General features: G+C 69.2%; 16 protein-coding genes and 1 tRNA gene. 5 read left to right on the top strand and 12 right to left on the bottom strand.

Annotated features, from left to right (window positions below):
- Nucleotides 1-113 precede the first annotated feature (113 nt).
- A tRNA-Ile gene (locus FDA94_RS31860) sits at nucleotides 114-187 on the top strand.
- Between the two features lie 131 nt (nucleotides 188-318).
- Here FDA94_RS31860 and FDA94_RS31855 read toward each other — a convergent pair.
- Nucleotides 319-2,922: a DUF5107 domain-containing protein gene (locus FDA94_RS31855; RefSeq protein WP_137250771.1), complete on the bottom strand. Its 2,604-nt coding sequence runs from the start codon at nucleotides 2,920-2,922 to the stop codon at nucleotides 319-321.
- An 89-nt stretch (nucleotides 2,923-3,011) separates the two neighbouring features.
- Between FDA94_RS31855 and FDA94_RS31850 the strand changes: the two genes are divergently transcribed.
- Nucleotides 3,012-3,758, top strand: a complete 747-nt coding sequence (locus FDA94_RS31850) for an IclR family transcriptional regulator (RefSeq protein WP_137250770.1) — start codon at nucleotides 3,012-3,014, stop codon at nucleotides 3,756-3,758.
- Between the two features lie 13 nt (nucleotides 3,759-3,771).
- On the opposite strand, the gene FDA94_RS31845 is transcribed toward FDA94_RS31850, so the two are convergent.
- From FDA94_RS31845 to FDA94_RS31835, 3 genes are all read right to left on the bottom strand, one after another.
- Complete coding sequence (locus tag FDA94_RS31845; protein ID WP_137250769.1) at nucleotides 3,772-4,755, bottom strand: ABC transporter permease; 984 nt, start codon at nucleotides 4,753-4,755, stop codon at nucleotides 3,772-3,774.
- Between the two features lie 104 nt (nucleotides 4,756-4,859).
- Complete coding sequence (locus tag FDA94_RS31840) at nucleotides 4,860-6,299, bottom strand: S1 family peptidase (protein WP_137250768.1); 1,440 nt, start codon at nucleotides 6,297-6,299, stop codon at nucleotides 4,860-4,862.
- 96 nt (nucleotides 6,300-6,395) lie between these two features.
- On the bottom strand, nucleotides 6,396-7,355 hold the full coding sequence (locus tag FDA94_RS31835; protein ID WP_137250767.1) for a LysR family transcriptional regulator: 960 nt from the start codon (nucleotides 7,353-7,355) through the stop codon (nucleotides 6,396-6,398).
- A gap of 154 nt (nucleotides 7,356-7,509) precedes the next feature.
- Between FDA94_RS31835 and FDA94_RS31830 the strand changes: the two genes are divergently transcribed.
- Entirely contained in the window at nucleotides 7,510-8,583 is a 1,074-nt protein-coding gene (locus FDA94_RS31830; RefSeq protein WP_137250766.1) for a sugar ABC transporter substrate-binding protein, read from the top strand.
- Here the strand turns inward: FDA94_RS31830 and FDA94_RS31825 are convergent.
- From FDA94_RS31825 to def, 7 genes are all read right to left on the bottom strand, one after another.
- Nucleotides 8,569-8,802, bottom strand: coding sequence for a hypothetical protein (locus tag FDA94_RS31825; protein WP_137250765.1), 234 nt, complete (start codon nucleotides 8,800-8,802; stop codon nucleotides 8,569-8,571). The two genes, FDA94_RS31830 and FDA94_RS31825, sit on opposite strands and share 15 nt — an antisense overlap.
- Before the next feature lie 10 nt (nucleotides 8,803-8,812).
- Nucleotides 8,813-10,477 (bottom strand): sodium:solute symporter family protein, encoded by a 1,665-nt coding sequence (locus tag FDA94_RS31820; RefSeq protein WP_137250764.1) that lies wholly within the window; start codon nucleotides 10,475-10,477, stop codon nucleotides 8,813-8,815.
- Nucleotides 10,478-10,539: 62 nt separating this feature from the next.
- Nucleotides 10,540-12,051 (bottom strand): hypothetical protein, encoded by a 1,512-nt coding sequence (locus tag FDA94_RS31815; RefSeq protein WP_137250763.1) that lies wholly within the window; start codon nucleotides 12,049-12,051, stop codon nucleotides 10,540-10,542.
- A gap of 131 nt (nucleotides 12,052-12,182) precedes the next feature.
- Nucleotides 12,183-12,605, bottom strand: a complete 423-nt coding sequence (locus FDA94_RS31810; protein WP_137250762.1) for a nitroreductase/quinone reductase family protein — start codon at nucleotides 12,603-12,605, stop codon at nucleotides 12,183-12,185.
- 29 nt (nucleotides 12,606-12,634) lie between these two features.
- Nucleotides 12,635-13,459: a patatin-like phospholipase family protein gene (locus FDA94_RS31805; protein ID WP_137250761.1), complete on the bottom strand. Its 825-nt coding sequence runs from the start codon at nucleotides 13,457-13,459 to the stop codon at nucleotides 12,635-12,637.
- Nucleotides 13,460-13,487: 28 nt separating this feature from the next.
- Nucleotides 13,488-14,063, bottom strand: a complete 576-nt coding sequence (locus FDA94_RS31800) for a class I SAM-dependent methyltransferase (protein ID WP_137250760.1) — start codon at nucleotides 14,061-14,063, stop codon at nucleotides 13,488-13,490.
- Nucleotides 14,060-14,587 (bottom strand): peptide deformylase, encoded by a 528-nt coding sequence (gene def, locus FDA94_RS31795; RefSeq protein WP_137250759.1) that lies wholly within the window; start codon nucleotides 14,585-14,587, stop codon nucleotides 14,060-14,062. Before def ends, FDA94_RS31800 begins: the two co-directional genes overlap by 4 nt.
- Before the next feature lie 174 nt (nucleotides 14,588-14,761).
- On the opposite strand from def, the gene FDA94_RS31790 reads away from it, so the two are divergent.
- Both FDA94_RS31790 and FDA94_RS31785 read left to right on the top strand, forming a co-directional pair.
- The gene (locus FDA94_RS31790) at nucleotides 14,762-17,479 is read left to right on the top strand and encodes a cellulose-binding domain-containing protein (RefSeq protein ID WP_137250758.1); all 2,718 of its coding nucleotides are present in this window, start codon (nucleotides 14,762-14,764) and stop codon (nucleotides 17,477-17,479) included.
- A 125-nt stretch (nucleotides 17,480-17,604) separates the two neighbouring features.
- A complete protein-coding gene (locus tag FDA94_RS31785; RefSeq protein ID WP_137250757.1) occupies nucleotides 17,605-18,051 on the top strand; it encodes a TIGR02611 family protein in 447 nt (148 codons plus the stop codon).
- Here the strand turns inward: FDA94_RS31785 and FDA94_RS31780 are convergent.
- Nucleotides 18,037-19,212, bottom strand: a complete 1,176-nt coding sequence (locus tag FDA94_RS31780) for a M20 metallopeptidase family protein (RefSeq protein ID WP_137250756.1) — start codon at nucleotides 19,210-19,212, stop codon at nucleotides 18,037-18,039. The genes FDA94_RS31785 and FDA94_RS31780 overlap by 15 nt on opposite strands.
- Nucleotides 19,213-19,265 lie beyond the last annotated feature (53 nt).

Genomic DNA, 19,265 nt, shown 5'->3' with positions numbered 1-19,265 from the left:
CAAGCACCAAGAGGTCATCAACGGCAGGTAAGCGGACCCTAACGAACGAGCTGATCACAAGTGCACTTCGGTGGGTCCCCCTGAAGGAGAACTGTGAGAGACTCCAGCATTGCGGGGCGGTAGCTCAGCCGGTCAGAGCATCGGACTCATAATCCGTGGGTCGTGGGTTCAAGTCCCACCCGCCCTACTCAAAACCCCAGGCCAACTCGCCATCGCGCGGACGGCTCTCCACAAGGATATCCGGTGATCAGCGCAAGATGATCATTGGACCGTGCCGGAGAACGGCCCGGTGAGACGCCGGGCCGTTTCCACGCCGGGTCAGAGGCCCGATTCCGCCGTCAGCAGCGTCGTCTCCCCCTCGGTCAAGATCAGACGGGCCTGTCCGCCCGGATCGACCCTTCCGTCGAGGCGCACCGCCGTGTCGGGCGCACCGGTGAAGACCTCCGAGTCGAGGACGGCGCCCGTCGTGGCGTCGACCAGGGTCGCGCGCAGGCGCTCGCCGATCGCCGTGGCGAACAGGCGGCCGGTGACCGCGCCCGACGGGTCGACCTTGACCTCGGCCGCGCCGTCGGCGTCGGCGTTGGTGACGCCGCCAAGGTCCATCGTGGGCAGGTAGGTCTCCGTCCACGACAGGGTCTGGCCGGCCTTCAGGACGGCGGGGGTGAAGAACTTGGGGGACGCGCCGGCCCAGAGCTCGATGTACGGGCGGGCCGAGTTGCCCTTGCTGTAGACGTTGGTGTCGAAGGAGTTGTTCTGGCCCCACTCCCAGAACTTCATGCCCGGCGTCTTCTTGTTGTCGCCGACGCGGATGACGCCCTCGTTGTTCTCATGGTTGATCACGCCCCACCAGTCGCCCTGCGGCAGGGTGGCGAGGTCCTGGCCGTAGGCGATGCCGTCGCGCGTCCAGTTGGACATCTGGTTGAGCCGGTCCAGCTTGAGCAGGCCGGAGCCGGCGGGGCCGGCCGGTTCCTCGACGCTCTCCATCCACCGGTAGCCGGGGTCGCGATAGATCGTCTTGACGGGGGAGACGACCGACATGGTCGGCGAGCCCTCGTCCGAGGGAGCGCCGGGGGCGAGGGTGGTGCAGGTCCAGTATTCGAAGCGCTTGTCCTCGGCGCCCGGGTTCTCGATGCTGACCGTCATGTCGAGGGTCGGCCTGCGGGCGTCGATCGCGTAGGTGACCGACGTCTTGAGGCCGGTGGCGCCGTAGACGTACCGGCTGGGCTTGTACGGGTAGTCGACGTCGTCGGTCTTGGTGATGGTGAGGGCGAAGCGGCCGTTCTTCTGCTCGATCGAGTAGTCCCAGGGGACATTCCAGAACTTGCCGTGCTCGGCCTCGGTGAGCGTGGGGAACACGCCGCCCCAGACCATCAGCCAATTCTGGTAAAAGGGCGAATTCCCGGGGGTTCCGGGGGCGGCGCTGGAGAAGCCGTAGGGGGTGCCGACCGGGTTGGTGTAGAAGAGGTCGTTGCCGGTGGGCTTGTAGATCATCGAGACCAGCCGGCCGCCGTACTCCGGGGCGAAGACGGCCTTCAGGTACTTGGTGTCGACCTCGACGGTCTTGATGGTCTGGCCGCTGACCCTGTCGGCCACGCCGTCGCGGCGGACCGAGACGCCGTCGTCGCTGACCCTGTGGTCGTAGCGCTGGAAGACCGTGGTGGCGCGGGTGTTCACCTTCAGGTAGTCGGGGCCGTGCGGGTTGAAGCCGGAGCCCGGCGGCCTCGGGTGCCGGGGGGCCCGGACGGGCACGGTGGCGGTGCCCGTGTTGGCGGTTCCGGTGACGTCCTTCAGCGCGCCCTCGACCAGGGCGACGGCGCCGTGCGAGCCGGGCTTGAGGGGGTCGTCGAGCTTGACGACCAGGGTGGTGGCGTCGGAGAAGTAGGCGGCGTCGTCGCGGAGCGCCTCGGCGGCGTCCCGGCCCGAGGTGGCACGCAGGCCGGAGAACCGCAGCAGGGCGCGGACCTGCGCGGCGGTCACGTTCGTGCCGCTCACGCCGGTCCGGGTCTCCTTGACGGGCAGGGCGCCGACGCTCGCGATCCGGCGGCTGAAGCGGATCTGGATCCGGTCGCCGGTGTCGGCGACCTCGACCCCGGCGATCTTCGGGGCGGCGTAGGCGCCGCCGCCGTCCGTGACGTCGGCGGCGACCTCGGTGGCGGCCTGGCCCGCGTTGGTGGTCAGGCGCAGCGCCGGGGCCAGGGCCAGCCGGTACGCCCCCGCGAGGTCGGCGCCGAAGTAGAGGCGGTAGACGCGCTGGGCGGTGCCGGGGACGCTCTCGACGTACACCGGCCTCGAAACGGTGTCGCCGCCGGTCAAGGTGATGTCGGCGCCCGTGTAGGCGCCGGTGGGGACGCCCGACCAGACGGTGGTGGCGAACGTGACCTCGACCGTGCGGGTGTCGAACCGCCGCGCCGAGGCGATCTGGGCGAACGCGGCGTCGTCGGGGGTGCCGGCGAACCGGACGGGCCTGGTCGACGTGCCGGGCAGCGCGCCGCCGCCCTCGGACCGGAAGAACAGGTCGCCGAGCGGGTCGGCCCCGCCGTCGAACCAGAGCTCGTAGGTCCCGGAGTCGAGGGTGACGCCCGGCCCGAGGACCACGCGCAGGGTCCGGTGGCCGGGGCTGTCGACGGGACGCACGGTGGTGCCGGTGATCTGCGAGACCGGCCGGCCGTCGAGCGCGCCGCCGCTGATCTTGACGAACTGCCCCGCGTACGCCGGATTCGCCGCCGTGAACTGCAGGATGTCCGGCCCGAGGGTCGCGTTGAAGGTGATGTCGATCGACCGGTCGTCGACGGCGGTGACCTGGCTGATCCGCAGCGGGGAGTGCTGCTGCGGCGCGGCCAGCGCCGGCGGGGGGAGCGCCACGAGCGTGGTTCCCGCTGAGGTGATCGCCAGGGCCAGGGCTAAGAGGGCGCGGTTCTTCACGGGGATCCTCTCCAGATGTTCCGTCTGGCGGAACGCTGGCTTGTGTGATGGAATGGTTGAGACGCTAAGTTGAAGGGATCAACCTGTCAATGGACCCCAAATCGGGTAATGCGGTCACCAAGGCACTGACCGTGCTGGAAGCCGCAGTGGCCGGCCCGGGACCCCGGCGGTTGGCCGACATCTGCGCGGACGCGGGGGTGCCGAAGGCGAGCGTCCACCGGATCCTGTCGACGCTGGTCGAGCTCGGCTTCGTGGCCGGCGAGGGCGGGGGGCGCTACCGCGCGGGGACGCGGATGCTGGCCCTGGCCGAGGAGGTCAAGGCCGCCGGGGCCGACGGCGTGGGGGAGGTGCTGACCCGGCTGTCGGGGGAGGTCCGGCAGACGGTGCACTTCGCGCTGCGGAGCGGCGACCACGCCGTGTACGTGCAGAAGGTCGAGGGGGACCGGCCCTACCGGATGGCGTCACGGGTGGGGATGCGGCTGCCGCTCCACTCGACCGCGATCGGCAAGTGCGTGCTCGCGCACCTGCCGCCCGACGATGTGGCAGGGGTGCTGGCGACCGCCGGGCTGCCCGCCAAGACGCCCGCCACGCTGACCTCGCCCGACCTGCTGGCGGGGGAGCTGGCCGGGATCCGGGAGCGGGGGTACGCGGTGGACGACGAGGAGAACGAGGTGGCGATCCGGTGCCTCGGGGCTCCCGTCTTCGACCGGGGCGGTCAGGTGGTGGGCGGTGTCAGCATCTCGACGGTCGCGGTGCTGCTGTCGCGGGAGGATCTGCTGACGTTCGCGCCGGCCTTGCGGACGGCGGCCGCCGCCTTGACGGAGCTGCTCCACTAGCGCCGTCGCGGCGTCAGCCGATCTGGGCCAGGATCTTCGGGCGCAGCACCATCGCCGCCATCGCCGCCACGGCCGTCGTGCCCGCCACCGCCAGGATCGTCGGCGTGGAGATCTCCAGGCCCGCCGACGCCACGATCACCGCGGCCGTCGCCGTCACGCTCAGCACCGCCGTCGCCATCAGCAGGCTCGTGGTGGTCGTCGTCTGCCGGCCCATGTACGCCGTCAGCGCCGCCCCCACCACCAGCAGCGAGCCCACCACGCCGAGCACCGGCGGGAGCGTCTCGGCGGTCACGTCGCCGGTGGCGAGCATCTCCGCGTGGGTCACGACGTCGTACTCGCCGCCCAGGGAGGCCTGCAGACGGTCGCGCAGTTCGCCGGGGTCGACGTCGTTGTCGGCGCGGACGTGCACCGCCTCGGTCTCCAGCGGGCCGACCAGGTCGGCCGCCGACATGGGCAGCACGCCCAGGGTGCCCCGGACGTCGAAGGTGGGGTTGCCGCGCGCCGCGGTCATGCCGGTGATCTCGAAGGAGCGGTCGGCGCCGTTGCCGTGCACCGTGATCGTCTCGCCGATCTGCAGGTGCAGCTGGTCGGCGGTGCGCTTGTCCAGGATCGCGTCGGAGGCGCTGCGCGGGGCCTCGCCCTCCATGCCCGAGGACGACAGCAACGCCATGTCCAGCGCCACCGCCTCCAGCGGGACCAGGGTGCCGAAGCCGACCAGGCCGACCTCGCCGCCCTGGACGGGGACGGCGTCGGCGACGCCGGGTACCGCGCGGATCTGGGGAACGGCCGTCTCGGGCAGGGACGGGATGGTCCCGAGCCCCGGATAGCCCGCGGGGAGGACGGCCGCGTCGAAGGGGGATTCGTCGCCGGACAGGCAGCGGGCGATGTGCCAGCCCGCGCCGGACAGGTGGAGGCCCGTGCCGATCAGGAGCAGACCGGCGAGAGCTGCGACGATGCAGCCCGCCAGCGCCCTGATGTGGCGGCTGGTGCCCGACATTGAACGTCCCCCATACAAGTCATCCGAAAAGGTCTCAAAATGGTCAACACCGCCGGGCCGCAAATAAAGCCCGACGGTGCTGAATCGGCAGAAAGTTTTACTTTCTACGGGCGGGTGTAGGCGAGGGTGAAGCTGCCCGAGCCGCTGTAGCCGTGGACGCGGTACCGGTAGGTGCCCGCGGATCCGTTGTAGGTGACGGTCTCGTCCGGGCCGGAGCTGGTGCCGCTGGCCACGTTGGTCCAGGTCGAGCCGCTCAGGCGCTGCAGGTAGAGGTCGAAGTCGACGCCGTTCGGGCCGTCGAGGCACAGGCGGTGGGTGCCCGCGTTGGCGGTGAACTGGGCGCTGTAGGCGTTGCCGCCGCTGCTGACCGAGCCGGTGGTGGTGCTGGCGTAGCCGCTGCAGGTGCCGCCGCCGGGCGGGGTGCCCGTGGTGGTCAGGGTCAGGCCGTAGACCGAGAGGATCTCGTTGACCGGCTGGAAGTAGGTGGTGCCGCCGACGGAGCAGTTGCCGCTACCGCCGGAGGTGACGCCCTGGGCCTGGGTGCCGGAGATCCACGAGCCGCCCGAGTCGCCGGGCTCGGCGCAGACGTTGGTGCGGGTCACGCCCGAGACGGTGCCCTGCGGGTAGGTGACCGACGTGCCGATCTGCTGGACGGTGCCGCAGTGCCAGCCGGTGGTGGAGCCCGAGCGGCAGATCGAGCCGCCGACGACCTGCGCCGTCGAACCCGACACGGTGGCGGAGGTGCCGGCCACCGTCGCGGTCGGGACCCAGTTGGAGTTCACCGCGACCCAGGCGTAGTCGTTGCCCGGGAACGAGGAGCCCTGGAAGGTGCCCTGCGCGACCCGGTTGTAGCCCTGGGTCGAGCTGCCGGTCGTGCCGCAGTGGCCCGCGGTGACGAAGCCGGGGGTGGTGCCGCGGGTGACCGAGAAGCCGATGGAGCAGCGGCCCGAGTTGTTGATGTAGTAGGCGTCGCCGCCGCGCAGGTTGTAGTAGGGGACCGGCTGCTCGCTGGACGCGACGAAGGTCACGGCCGCCTTGTCGACCCCGGCGGCGGCCACGAACGCCTCGGCGGCGGCCTGGTCGCGGGTCTCGACGACGACCGAGTTCGACTTCACGTCGACGTAGTAGACGGGCACGGTCTGCGGGGCCGTGGCGGCGTCGAGCTTGTCTTTGAGCGCGGTCAGGTCGCCCAACGACCGGGTCACGACCTGCGCCTTGACGCCGCCGGCCTCGATGACGCCGACCTTGGAGGCGTCCGAGGTCGCGACCGTCAGCGAGTTCGCGGTGTCACCGCTGAGCCACGACCCGCCGAAGGCGGCGCCGAGGTCGGTGCGGACCTTGCCCTCGAGCTTGCCGAGCCGGGCCTCGTTGACGAGGCGGAGCTGGGCCTGCTCGGCGGAGAGGTTGAGGTCGCGCTGGAGGGCCTCCAACATCGACGGTGCCGGTTTCGCCGGCGCCGCGACGGCGGCCGGGGCGGAGGACAGGACGAGGGCGACGCCCATGGTGAGGGCGCTCGCCGCGCTCAGGATGTGCCTGCTGCGCATCGATTCTCCTTGGGGGCTGGGAGTGCCCTGAACGTAATCTCCAGGCACGCCCCAGAGGAGCCGTCGTTTGCCCCCTATCACCGTGTTATGGGCCGGTTATGGCATGGTGCCGTATCCCGGGTTCCGGGCCAGCCAGTTGGAGTAGGGGGTGCTCTGCCTGACGGCGTCCAGATGGGAGAACTTGGCGTGGCTGACCACGGCCGGCGCCGACTGGGCGGCGGGGGTCTCCGGATGCCAGCCGAGCAGCTGCCGCCAGCGCAGCGGCGCCCCGCGCAGGGGTAAGGCGACCATCCCCTCGCTCCGGCGGAACGTGGCCTGGCACAGCGCCACGGCGCGGCCGACCCGCACGAGGTGCAGGCAGGTGGCGACGTCGGTCTCGTAGATCGCCTCGGGGGCGAACCCCGACCGCGACGCGGCGACGGCGAAGCACTCGCCGAAGCAGCCGTCGCCGGGGGTGACCGCCCACTGCTCCCTGGCGAAGTCGCCGAGCTCGACCTCCCGTTCCCCGGCCAGCGGATGCGACTCGGCGACCAGCACGAACACCGGGTCGTTGGCGACCAGGGCCCACGACAGCGCCTCGTCGCCGAGCGGCCGGGAGTCGCCGCAGACCCCGATGAGGGCGAAGTCGAGCCGGCCGAGCATCACCTTGGTGGCCAGCTCCCCGGTCGACCACGACGTGGCGGTGGTGATCACGGCGCCGGGCTCGGCGGCGGCCAGCCGGTCGACCAGGCCGCCCAGGATCGGCCCGTTGGCGGCGCCGATCCGGTAGCGGCGGCCGTCGGGTTCGCCGTTGGCGAGCCGGGCGGCCTCCTCCTGCAGCTGCTGCACGGCGGGCAGCAGCACCTGTGCGCGGGCGAGCACCAGCTCCCCCAGCGGGGTGGGGCGGGAACCGGTGTGGTCCCGCTCGAACAGGGTGCCCCCGAGTGCCCGTTCGATCCGCTTCAACTGCGCGGTGAGCGCGGGCTGGGCGAGCCCGAGCGCACTGGCCGCCTTGGTGACGCTGCCGGTCTCGGCGACCATACGCACGATTCTGAGGTGGCGGAGCTCCAGGTCCATAACGCGAAGGTATGACCCCCGAATAACTCCAGCAATGATGATTTGTCACACATTCTGACTAGTCATGTCGGAAAAGGTCCATCAAGACTCCGTCGCCGCCGTTACCCCCCGGCAACGAGCAGGGTAGGCCTCCCCAGACGAACGGGGGGCATGAGTGAGGACCTTTCTCGCGCTGGCGCTGGTTGTCGGCGTGGCCGCCTGTGGGTCTGAGAAGCCCAGGGCGGTGGGTCCAGCCGAGATCATCGCGCGCGGGTTCAAGATCGGGCTGATGCTCCCCGACCAGACGACCCCCCGCTGGGAGAAGTTCGACCGTCCGTACATCACCTCGTCGGTCGCCCAGCTCTGCCCCAACTGCGAGATCGTCTCGGTCAACGCCGAGGGCGACCCCGTCGCGCAGCGCCGCCAGCTCGACCAGCTGACCGCCCAGGGGATCAAGACCGTCATCCTGACCCCCGTGGACGCCCGTGGCATCCAGCCCTCGGTCGACAGCGCCGCCGCACGGGCCGTCAGGATCGTCTCGTACGACCGCCTCGCCGAGGGCGCCATCGAGGCCTACACCTCCTTCGACAACTTCGAGGTCGGCCGGCTGCAGGGCCAGGCCCTGGTCGACGCCATCAGGGCGCGCGGCCGCAAGGGCGAGATCATCATGCTCAACGGCCCGATCACCGACCCCAACTCCGCCGAGTTCAAGGCCGGCGCCCACTCGGCCCTGGACGGGCGGGTCCGCATCGGCGCCGAGTACGACACCCCCGGCTGGAGCCCCGAAGAGGCCGAACGAGAGTCCGAGATGGCCATGGACCGCCTGGGCCCCACCAACATCATCGGCGTGTACGCCGCCAACGACGGCCTCGCCGGCGGCGCCGCCTCGTCCATCCGCGACTCGGGCCTGCCCCCCGACACCCCGCTGACCGGCATGGACGCCGACCTGGACGCCATCCACCGCATCATGGTCGGCACCCAGACCATGACCATCTACAAGCCGATCCAGCCCGAGGCCCAGAACGCCGCCCAGCTGGCCGTCGACCTGGGCGCCGGACGGCCGATCCGGGGCACCAGCACGGTCGGCAACGACACCAAGCAGGACATCCCCGCCATGATCACCAAGGCGATCGTGGTGACCCGGGAGACGATCAAGGACACCGTGGTCAAGGACGGCTTCTGGACGGTCAACGAGGTCTGCAACCCGGCCACCATGAAGTCGATGTGCGCGGAGCTAGGCATCACCTGAGGCGTCGTCGGAGGGGTCGGGCACGTCCTTGGGCCGCAGCCGCTCCCACACCAGGAAGATCGCGGCCAGCACCAGCATCCCGATCCCGGTCCACAGGTTGATCCGCACCCCCTCGGCCTTGGCGATCTCCTCGGCCCCGTCGAGGAGGCCGACGACGACCAGGATCACGCCGTAGACGGCGAACAGGCCGCCCAGGATGCGGCGGATGTCGAACAGCATCGCGTCCTCCTTACAGGAAAGGCAGGTAGAAGGCGGCGGCCAGGACCAGCGCGCCGGAGCCGAGGATCACGGGGGAGCGGTACCACGCCTTGTCCCCGGCGATGGAGTCGTCCTTGAGGTCGACGTCGGTCAGGCCGTACACCAGACCCCGGAGCTCTTCCTCCGGCTTGGGCGTGGTGACCAGCGTGATCACGACCGAGATGACCGCGTCGACCAGGAACGCGGCGCCCGCCGCGACGAACGAGGCGTTGAGGTCGGTGCCGAGGTCCAGGATCCCGGCGCGGTAGGGGATGTAGACCGCGAACGCCGCCAGGGTGCCCGCGATGATGCCCCAGAAGCCGGCCCACGGGGTCATCCGCTTCCAGAACAGGCCGATGATGAACGTCGCGAACAGGGGCGCGTTGAAGAAGGCGAACAGCGCCTGGAGGTAGTTCATGATGTTCGAGAACCCGGCCGCGATGAACGCGGTGCCGATCCCGGCGACCACACCGCCGATGGTGGCGATGCGCCCCAGTCGTACATAGAACTCGTCGGACTTCTCCCCGTTCACGTGACCCTTCCAGATGTCATACGTGAACACGGTGTTGAACCCCGAGATGTTGGCCGCCATGCCGGCCATGAACGAGGCGAGCAGGCCCGTGACCGCGACGCCGAGCACGCCGTTGGGCAGGAACTCGTTCATGAGCAGCGGGATCGCGTAGTTGTACTCGGGCCCGCCGTCCTTGCCGAGGTTCGAGAAGAGCACCAGGGCGATCAGGCCCGGGATCACGGTGACGACCGGGATCAGCAGCTTCGGATAGGCCGCCACGATCGGCGTCAGCCGCGCCGCGTTGGTGTTCCGCGCTGACAGCCCGCGCTGCACCTCGGCGAAGTTGGTCGTCCAGTAACCGAACGACAGCACGAACCCGAGCCCGAACACGATCCCGATCCAGTTGGCCCCGAGCGGGTTGTCGGTCGTCGCGGTGTTCGACCAGGTGTGCAGCGCCCCGTCGCCGAGCACGCTCTCCCGCACCTTCTGCCCGAGCCCCTCGAACCCGCCGACCCGGATCAGCCCCAGCACGACCACCGGGACCAGCCCCGCGATGATCACGAAGAACTGCATGACCTCGTTGTAGATGGCCGAGGAAAGGCCACCCAGGGTGATGTACGCCAGCACGATCGCCGCCGACACGATCACCGACAGCCAGAGGGGCCAGCCGAGCAGCGCCTCCATCACGAGCGCCAGCGCGTAGAGGTTGATCCCCGCGATCAGCACCTGCGCGACGGCGAAGGCGATGGCGTTGAACAGCTGCGTGGCCGGATTGAACCTGCGCCGGAGGAACTCCGGCACGCTGTGCACCTTCGACCGGTAGTAGAACGGCATCATCACGATGCCGAGGAACACCATGGCCGGAATGGCGCCGATCCAGTAGTAGTGCACGGTCATGAGGCCGTACTGGGCTCCGTTGGCGGCCATGCCAAGAATCTCGATCGCCCCGAGGTTGGCGGAGACGAACGCGAGACCCGTGATCCACGCGGGCAGGGCACGCCCGGCGAGGAAGAAGTCGCTGGAGGAGCGGATGGCGCGGCGGGCGGCGAATCCGATGCCCACCACGACGGCGAAGTAGAGCGCCAGGATCAGGTAGTCCAGCGCGTTGACATCCAGGCGGAGGTCCTGGGGAGCAAGAGCGAGCACGGCCCCCCGCTACCCCGGGAGTTCACCGTGTCACGCGCGCCGCAGTCCGATCGATAAGTCGATCACATGCCGGATGTCGCGTCTTCCAGTGCGGTCGCTATGCTCTGCGCTTGGCGTCTGACCCCAGGCTTACGCATCCAGAGGCGCACCAGCATCTGAATGACGAAGTCGAATTGCAGGCCGAGGCGTTCTGAGAACGCCCGCAATTGATATTGGTGATCCAGGTGGGCGGTTGACGTCAGTGCCGCGACGATGTCTCCACTTGGTCGGCCGAGTAGTTTTGCGACGGTTGCTCCGCCCGCCTCGACTGCATTCAGGAGTTCTTGCTCGGGATCGCCTGTTCCGGGGAAGTAGAACAACCCCGGTGCAGCCTTCTTGGTGACCGATGATTGCCGTTGGTCACCGTCAAGGATGGCGATGGAGCCGATGCGGGACGATGTTCTGAACGCACGCAGAGCGGCGACCACTTCGGCAGCGCCTCCCGAAGCGATGACTTCGGCCTCGCGTAGCACCCAGGGGGCGATTTCGGCGCACATGGCGCGGAGCAGGAGGGCGGCGAAATCGTCTTCGACGAGGACGAATGCGCGTAGTGGAGTGTCGACACCCACGGCATCACGAATTTGTGTGCGAGAGGTAGGGGCGATGACTCTCACCTTGCCGTCCGTTCTCACGCACATCCTGATGTTGTCGAGGGGGAAGCGGCTCAGGATCTGCTCGGAGTGGGTCGCCACGATGAACTGGCTGTCGCTTGCCAGCGCGCTTCTCGCCATCTCGTCGATAAAAGGTCTCTGCCCGAGGTTGGACAGGAAACTCTCGGGTTCGTCGATGACGAAAGCGCTGCCCTCCTGGCGCATGACCCAATTGAGTACGAAGTGCACCCAGATCTCGCCCAAGCTCATCTTGCCGGAGTCGACGGTGCCGTATGGCGTCTCGGCCACGACATAGGGACAGTAGTCCAAGGGGCTGTCCTTCGTCCCGCTGACGACGACGGGGTTGACCACTACGCTTTCGTAGTGACGGCCAAGTATGTTCTTGATGCCGTTCAGGTCGGCGCGGCTGAGACTGAAGGGTGGGAATTCCTCGCTCGTGAACTTCGTGATGCGTGGATATTCTTGATACATCAAGACCAGATCATCGAAGGCCGTCACGGCGCTTGCGTATGTCACATCCCAGGTGTGCGGGATTTGTTCACCCCACGCCTGTCGCCGTTGACCTCCTCCCCACGACAGGTCGATGGTTCTGGTCGTCTTCGTCGCGCCGGTGGACAGCGTGACATCGATGATTCCCGTTAAAATGCCATTGACTTCCATGTCGGAATCATGATTGACGAACAAGGGAGGCGTGTGGCCTGGCGAGCGGTAGCCGAAGGCGACCTCGAGCATACGTGCGAGGACCGTCTTGCCGGTTCCGTGATAGCCGACAATGGCGGTCGCCCGGTCGAATGAGATGACCTGTGGCTCGAAGACATTCGACTCGATTATCTTCACGGAATCGATCTGGATCGTTGCGCGCTGCTTCAATAGATGTAGCCATCGCTTGACCCGTGGATCGGATGGTCTCTCGCCGTCGGCCATGGGCGGATTCTAGTCCATGCGCCATATGACACTGAACTTCGTTATTGGTGCTACACGATTGGCGAGATCCTGTCCGGCGGTGCGTAGACGACAATGGCTCCCCCGCCGTGAGGGGAGCCTTTGAATCCTGTTCAGTTGCGTTCCAGTGCGACGACCGGGATCTTGCGGCCGGCCGCCTTCTCGTGTTCGGAGAAGAACGGGAAGTTCTTCTTGATCTGCGACCACAGCGCGTCGTACTCGGCCCCTTCCGTCGGGCGGGCCGTGGCGATGTAGACCTGGTCGCCGACCTCGACGGTGACCTCCGGGGTCTTGAGGAGGTTGCGGAACCACTCCGGGTCCTCCGGGGCGCCCGCGGCCGAGGCCATGACCAGGAGGTGGTCGCCCTCCAGGACGTACATCATCGGGGTCGTGTGGGGGCGGCCCGTGACGCGGCCACGGGTGGTCAGGATCAGCAGGGCGCGGCCCTCGAAGGGGCCACCGCCCTTGTGGGCGCGGAACTCCTCGATCGTCTTGCGGTTGATCTCGCGGATGTCGCCGTCAGTCGGGTTGCTCATGCGCCTCATACTTGCCGGAAAAGAGGCTCTCAGTCCCAGACCTCGCCGACCCCCGCGGCGACCGAGGGCGCCTGGGCGAGGCCGGCCTTGAAGGCGGGGGCCCACAGGCCCGGGTCGAGGACGTTGCTGCCGAACACGGCCTTGGCCGCCTCGTCGGGGCCGATCGACACGGTGCTCGACGCGCCGGTCTTCTTCAGCTCCCGGGCCAGGCGCTCGGGCGGGACCATGCCGGTGAGCGGTTCGAGCACGACGACCGTGTCGGCGCCCCTGGCCAGGTCGGCGTTGGTGCCGCTGCGGACGCCGCCGTCCATGTAGCGGGCCCCGTTGATCTCGACCGGCGGGTAGACGCACGGGACGGCGCAACTGGAGGCGACGGCCAGGGTGAGCTCGACGCCCGACTCGCGGGTCCAGACGACGAACTGGCCGGTGGCGGCGTCGACGGCGGTGACCTGGAGGTCGCGCTCGGGCCACACCTTCACCGGGAGCCGGTCGCCGAGCGACTCGATCCGGGCCATGCCGTCGACCACGGGGAGGGCCAGGGCGAGCTCGCCGACCCTCCGGCGGGCCTCCTTCGGGTCGATGCTGGGATCGAAGAGAATCCCGAACGCCTGCATGACCGGCGCCATGTCGACGGCGGGGCGGGGCCCGTGGTCGGACGTGCTCTGCCGCGCGACGGCCTGCTCCAGGTCGGCGCCGGTGGCGATGAGGGTGCCGACGACGGAACCGGCGGACGTGCCGATGATCGTGTCGGCGGCCCCCAGATCGACGCCCTCGCGGCGCAGGCCGGTGACAATCCCCGCTTCCCAGGCGATGCCGGCGATGCCCCCGCCGCCCAGAACCAATGCTCTCGTCATGTACCGAATTATGTTCTATCGACGGCCGCTAGGGGAGGGCGACCACGGCGTATCTCTCGTCGTGGATCGGCCGGCCCCACAACGCGGGGTCGGGCAGCGGCTCGACCGTGACCTCCCTGACCAGGGGCCGGACCATGCCGACCAGGTCCTCGGCCCTTATCCCGGCAGCGCCCCAGCGGCCCTCGACCAGGACGAGGCGGCCGTCGGGGCGCAGGCTCGCGACCCACCCGCGCAGCACGGCTGCCGGGTCGTCGAAGACCCACAGGAGGTGGCGGCAGAGGACGACGTCGAAGTGGCCCGGCGGGTCGTCGGCGTCGCCGACCATGATCTCGGGCGTGTACCCGGCCTCGGCCAGCTTGCGGCGGGCCCGCTTCACCATCTCGGCCGACCGGTCGACGCCGACCGGCCGGTGACCCATTTCCGCTGTGAGCAGGGTCAGGGAGCCCGTGCCGCAGCCCGCGTCGAAGACGTCGGCGGGCGCGGGCGGGAGCCAGGCCGCCAGGCGGCCGGCCCAGGCCGCTCTCACGGCCGGGTCGCGCAGGCCGTGGTCGGGCTCGTCGTCGAAGGTGGCGGCCTCACGGTCCCAGTCGGGGTCCCAGTTCACGACTCGTCTTTCTGGAGTTCGCGGAACTCCTCCATCACCGCCTCGCGCGCCTCCTCCGAGAGGTGGTCGATGTAGAGGATGCCGTTGAGGTGGTCGGTCTCGTGCTGGAAGCAGCGGGCCAGCACGCCCGTGCCGGTCACGCTGATCGCCGCGCCGGTGAGGTCGAAGCCGTGGACGGTGGCCACATCGGGGCGGCCGAGCCCGGCGCGTGGGCCGGGCACCGACAGGCAGCCCTCGCCGCCGACGTCGAAGACCTGGTCGTCGGGGTCGGGCAGCTCCAGGGTCGGGTTGACGACCACGCCCTTCTGGTAGACCTCGTCGGCGTCGGGGCAGTCGTAGACGAAGATCCGCAGGGCCACGCCGATCTGGTTGGCGGCCAGGCCGACGCCCTCGGCGGCGTACATGCTCGCGAACATGTCGTCGGCCAGCAGGGCTAGCTCGTCGTCGAACTTCACGACCGGGCGGCACGGGGTGTGCAGCACGGGGTTTCCGACGATCGTGATGAGTCTGGCCGTGCCGGTCATGGGGTGCTCCGCCTCGGTGATGGGTCGTGGTCCTCTCTCATTGTCGCAGCGGCCCGGACCTGAGATAGTTGGTTTGGTAATCAAACCAAGTACCATGCACGCGCGCGGCGGACGGTCAGGGTCCCCACCCGATCGTGCATGGCCGGTTATCCATTCACGGAGGAGAAACCGTCCATGCGAAGAAAGATCGTCAGCATGCTCGCGATCCTCGCCCTGGCCCTGGTCGCGGCGGTGGTGCGGATGGCCCCCGCGGGGGCGGTCGCCTCGGATCCGTACACGTACAAGAACGTGCGGATCGACGGCGGCGGATTCGTCCCGGGCATCGTGTTCAACCCGACCGAGCGCAACCTCATCTACGCCCGGACCGACATCGGCGGGATGTACCGCTGGGACCAGTCGGGCTCGTCGTGGAAGCCGCTGCTCGACTGGGTCGGCTTCACGAACTGGGGTTACAACGGCGTCGACAGCATCGCGACCGACCCCGTGCAGACCAACCGGGTGTACGCCGCCGTCGGCATGTACACCAACTCCTGGGACCCCAACAACGGGGCCATCCTCAGGTCGAGCGACAAGGGCGACTCGTGGTCGGTCACCCCGCTGCCGTTCAAGATGGGCGGCAACATGCCCGGCCGGGGCATGGGGGAGCGGCTCGCCGTCGACCCCAACCGCAACTCCACGCTCTACCTGGGCGCGCCGATGGGCAACGGCCTGTGGCGGAGCACCGACTACGGCGCGACCTGGGCCAAGGTCACCAGCTTCCCGAACGCCGGGAACTACAGCGACGACCCGAGTGACCCCAACGGCTACACCAGCCACCAGCCCGGCGTCGTGTGGGTGACCTTCGACAAGCGCACCGGCACGTCCGGCAGCGCCACCCAGACGATCTACGTCGGCGTGGCCGACAAGGCCAACACCGTCTACCGGACGACCAACGGCGGCACCACGTGGGAGCGCCTCCCCGGCACCCCCACCGGCTACATCGCGCACAAGGGCGTGCTCGACCACGTCAACGGCTACCTCTACCTCGCCACCTCCGACACCGCCGGGCCCTACTCGGGGGCCAAGGGCGACGTCTGGCGCTACGCCACCGCGACCGGCACGTGGACGCAGATCTCGCCGATCCCGTCGAGCAGCGGCGACGCCTACTTCGGCTACTCCGGCCTGACCATCGACCGGACCAACCCGAGCACGATCATGGTGGCCACGCAGATCTCCTGGTGGCCCGACGTGATCTTCTGGCGGTCGACCGACTCCGGGGCCACCTGGACGCGGATCTGGGACTTCACCTCGTACCCGAACCGTAGTTTCCGCTACAAGATGGACATCAGCTCCGCGCCGTGGCTCAGCTGGGGAGCCAACCCGCAGCCCCCGGAGGTCACGCCCAAGCTGGGCTGGATGACCGAGTCGCTGGAGATCGACCCCTTCGACGGCAACCGCTTCATGTACGGCACCGGCGCCACCATCTACGGTTCGACCGACCTGAAACTGTGGGACACCGGCGGCCAGCTCACCATCAAGCCGATGGTCAAGGGCCTGGAGGAGACCGCCGTCCTCGACCTGATCAGCCCGCCGACCGGCGCGGCCCCGCTGATCTCCGGCCTGGGCGACATCGGCGGCTTCCGGCACACCAACCTCGACGCCGTGCCGCCGATGATGTTCCTGCAGCCCAACTTCACCTCGACGACCTCGCTCGACTACGCCGAGCTCAACCCCTCGACGATGGTCCGCGTGGGCAACTTCACCGAGGCCGACCGCCCCGGCGACAACCACGTCGCCTTCTCCACCGACGGCGGCGCCAACTGGTTCCAGGGCCAGGAACCCGGCGGGATCAACAACGGCGGCACCGTCGCGGCGGCCGCCGACGGCAGCCGGTTCGTCTGGGCTCCCGGCGACAGCGGGGCTTCGGTCGTCTACTCGGTCGGGTACGGCAACTCGTGGGCGACGTCCAGCGGCGTGCCGTCGGGCGCGAGGGTCGAATCGGACCGGGTGAACCCGCAGAAGTTCTACGCCTTCAGCAACGGCCGCTTCTACGTCTCCACCAACGGCGGCCAGACCTTCACCGCCTCCGCGGCGACCGGCCTGCCCGCGACGGCGCGGTTCAAGGCGGTTCCCGGGCGCGAGGGCGACATCTGGCTGGCGGGCGGCGCGGGCCTGTGGCGGTCGACCAACTCCGGGACGTCGTTCACGAAGATCTCCAACGTGGAGGAGTCGGACAACGTCGGCTTCGGCAAGGCGGCCCCCGGGCAGTCGTACATGGCGATCTTCCTGGTCGCGAAGATCGACGGCGTGCGCGGCGTCTTCCGCTCCGACGACACCGGCGCGACGTGGGTCCGCATCAACGACGACCAGCACCAGTACGGCAACATCGGCGAGGCCATCACGGGCGATCCTCGGATCTGGGGCCGCGTCTACCTGGGCACCAACGGCAGAGGCATCCTGTACGCCGACCGCACCGGCCCCACCCCGTCGCCGTCTCCCTCGCCGTCCCCCTCCCCGTCGGCGAGCCCCAGCCCCAGCCCCAGCCCGTCGCCTTCACCTTCGCCTTCGCCTTCCCCGAGTCCGTCGCCGTCCCCGTCTCCCAGTCCCGGTAAGGCGTGCGTGGCGACGTACACGATCACGAACCCGTGGCCCGGCGGGTTCGGCGCCAGTGTGACCGTCAGGAACAGCGGCACCAGCGCGATCACCGGCTGGACCGTCCGCTGGACCTGGGCCAACGGTCAGACCGTCACCCAGCTCTGGAACGGCGTCCACTCCGCGAGCGGCGCGCAGCAGACGGTCGTGAACGCCGGCTACAACGGCAACCTGAACCCGAACGGCACGACCACGTTCGGCTTCAACGCCAGCCAGTCGGGGACCAACCCCATCCCCGCCGTCACCTGCACACCGGCCTGAAAGCCCTGTCCCTGGGTCGTAGACCGACATGTCGTCTACGACCCAGGGATCAGCCCAAATGGTCCATCTGACGGAAAGTCCGCTGCAAGCGCTCTGGTTATGCTGGCCGTGGGGGTGACACCTATATGGCTATGGCCGGGCCCACCGATCCCGACGTCGATCCGAAGACGCCGGTCGCGGTGGACAACAGTGGAATCAGGGGACGGCTCGACCGTTTCCGCGCGACCCGCACGGGCGCTCTGACCCTGAAGATCGTGGTCGGCACGATCGGCGGGGCCATGGTGATCGGCGGGCTCATCATGGTGCCGTTCCCGGGGCCGGGGTGGCTGGTCGTGTTCGCCGGGCTGGCGCTGCTGGCGACCGAGTTCAGCTGGGCCCACCGGGTGCTGGAGTTCGCCAAGCGTTACGTCACGATCGCCACCGACTGGCTGAAGCGGCAGAACTGGGCGGTGCGGATCATCGCCGGGGTGCTGACCTTCGCGGTGGCGTTCGCGATCGTGTGGGGGTGCCTGAAGCTGACGCTCGGCTTCGACATGGTCGAATACGGGCTGAACTTCCTAAACCCTAAGTAGGCGCCGCTCCGCGAGGGCGGCCAGCACGCGTGACCCGTCGGCCATGACCGAGTCGTCGAACTCGGTCTCGGGGGAGTGGTTGGTCGCGCAGGTCGCCGGGTCGGCCCCCTTCGCGTGGGCGCCCAGCACGAGGAACGCGCCCGGCACCTCGTCGAGGACGAATGAGAAGTCCTCCGACCCGGTGGCCGGGCGCGGCATCGTCAGATAGCGGTCGGCCCCCACGATCTCCGGCACGACCTCCTCGGCGAACGCGGCCTCGGCGGCGTCGTTGACCGTCACCGGGTAGCCGATCCCGAAGGTGCACTCGGCGCGCAGGCCATGGGCCTCGGCGATGCCCGTGGCCAGCCGGACCACCCCTTCCTTGACCTTGGCGCGGGTCTCGGCGGAGAAGGCGCGGATGGTCGCCTGGAAGTAGGCCTCGTCGGGGATCACGTTGTCGGCGGTGCCGGCGTGGAACTGACCGACGGTGATCACCACCGGGTCGAACACGTCGAAGGCCCGGGTCGTGTACGTCTGCAGCTGGCTCACGATCTCGCAGCCCACCTGGACCGGGTCGAGGGCCCGGTGGGGCGTGGATCCGTGGCCGCCCCGGCCGCGCACGGTCACGTTGAAGGTGTCGGCGGCGGCCAGGATCGGGCCGGGCTTGGTGACGAACCAGCCGCTCGGCACGATGGCCGAGAACACGTGCATGCCGTACGCGGCGACGACGCGGCTGCCGGAGGCGTCCAGGACGCCCTCGTCGATCATGAGTTTGGCGCCCTCGTGGCCCTCTTCCCCGGGCTGGAACATGAACACGACGTCGCCGGTCAGCTGGTCGCGGCGTTCGGAGAGCAGCCGGGCGGCGCCGACGAGCATGGCGGTGTGCAGGTCGTGGCCGCAGGCGTGCATCGCGCCGTCGACGGCCGACCGGTAGTCGACCGGGACGCGCTCCTGGATCGGGAGGGCGTCCATGTCGGCCCGCAGCAGGACGCTCTTCCCCTCGCTCCGGCCGCCGCGCAGCACGGCGGTGACGGAGGTGAGTTTCTCGCCGGTGGTGACCTCCAGGGGCAGCCCGTCGAGGGCGGCCAGCACCTTCTCCTGCGTCCGTGGCAGATCGAGGCCGATCTCGGGCTCCCGGTGGATGGATCGGCGCAGCTTTTCCAGCTCGTCCTGAAAGGTCATGTCTCATCCTCAACCCGGTCGCGGATCGGCTTCAACGCGGCGCGCCTTTTCCG

The organism is Herbidospora galbida (assembly GCF_005233835.1).
In the GTDB taxonomy this organism is placed as follows: domain Bacteria; phylum Actinomycetota; class Actinomycetes; order Streptosporangiales; family Streptosporangiaceae; genus Herbidospora; species Herbidospora galbida.
The sequence above is the reverse complement of the archived record's forward strand: the minus strand, read 5'-3'. Positions and strand labels throughout refer to the sequence as shown.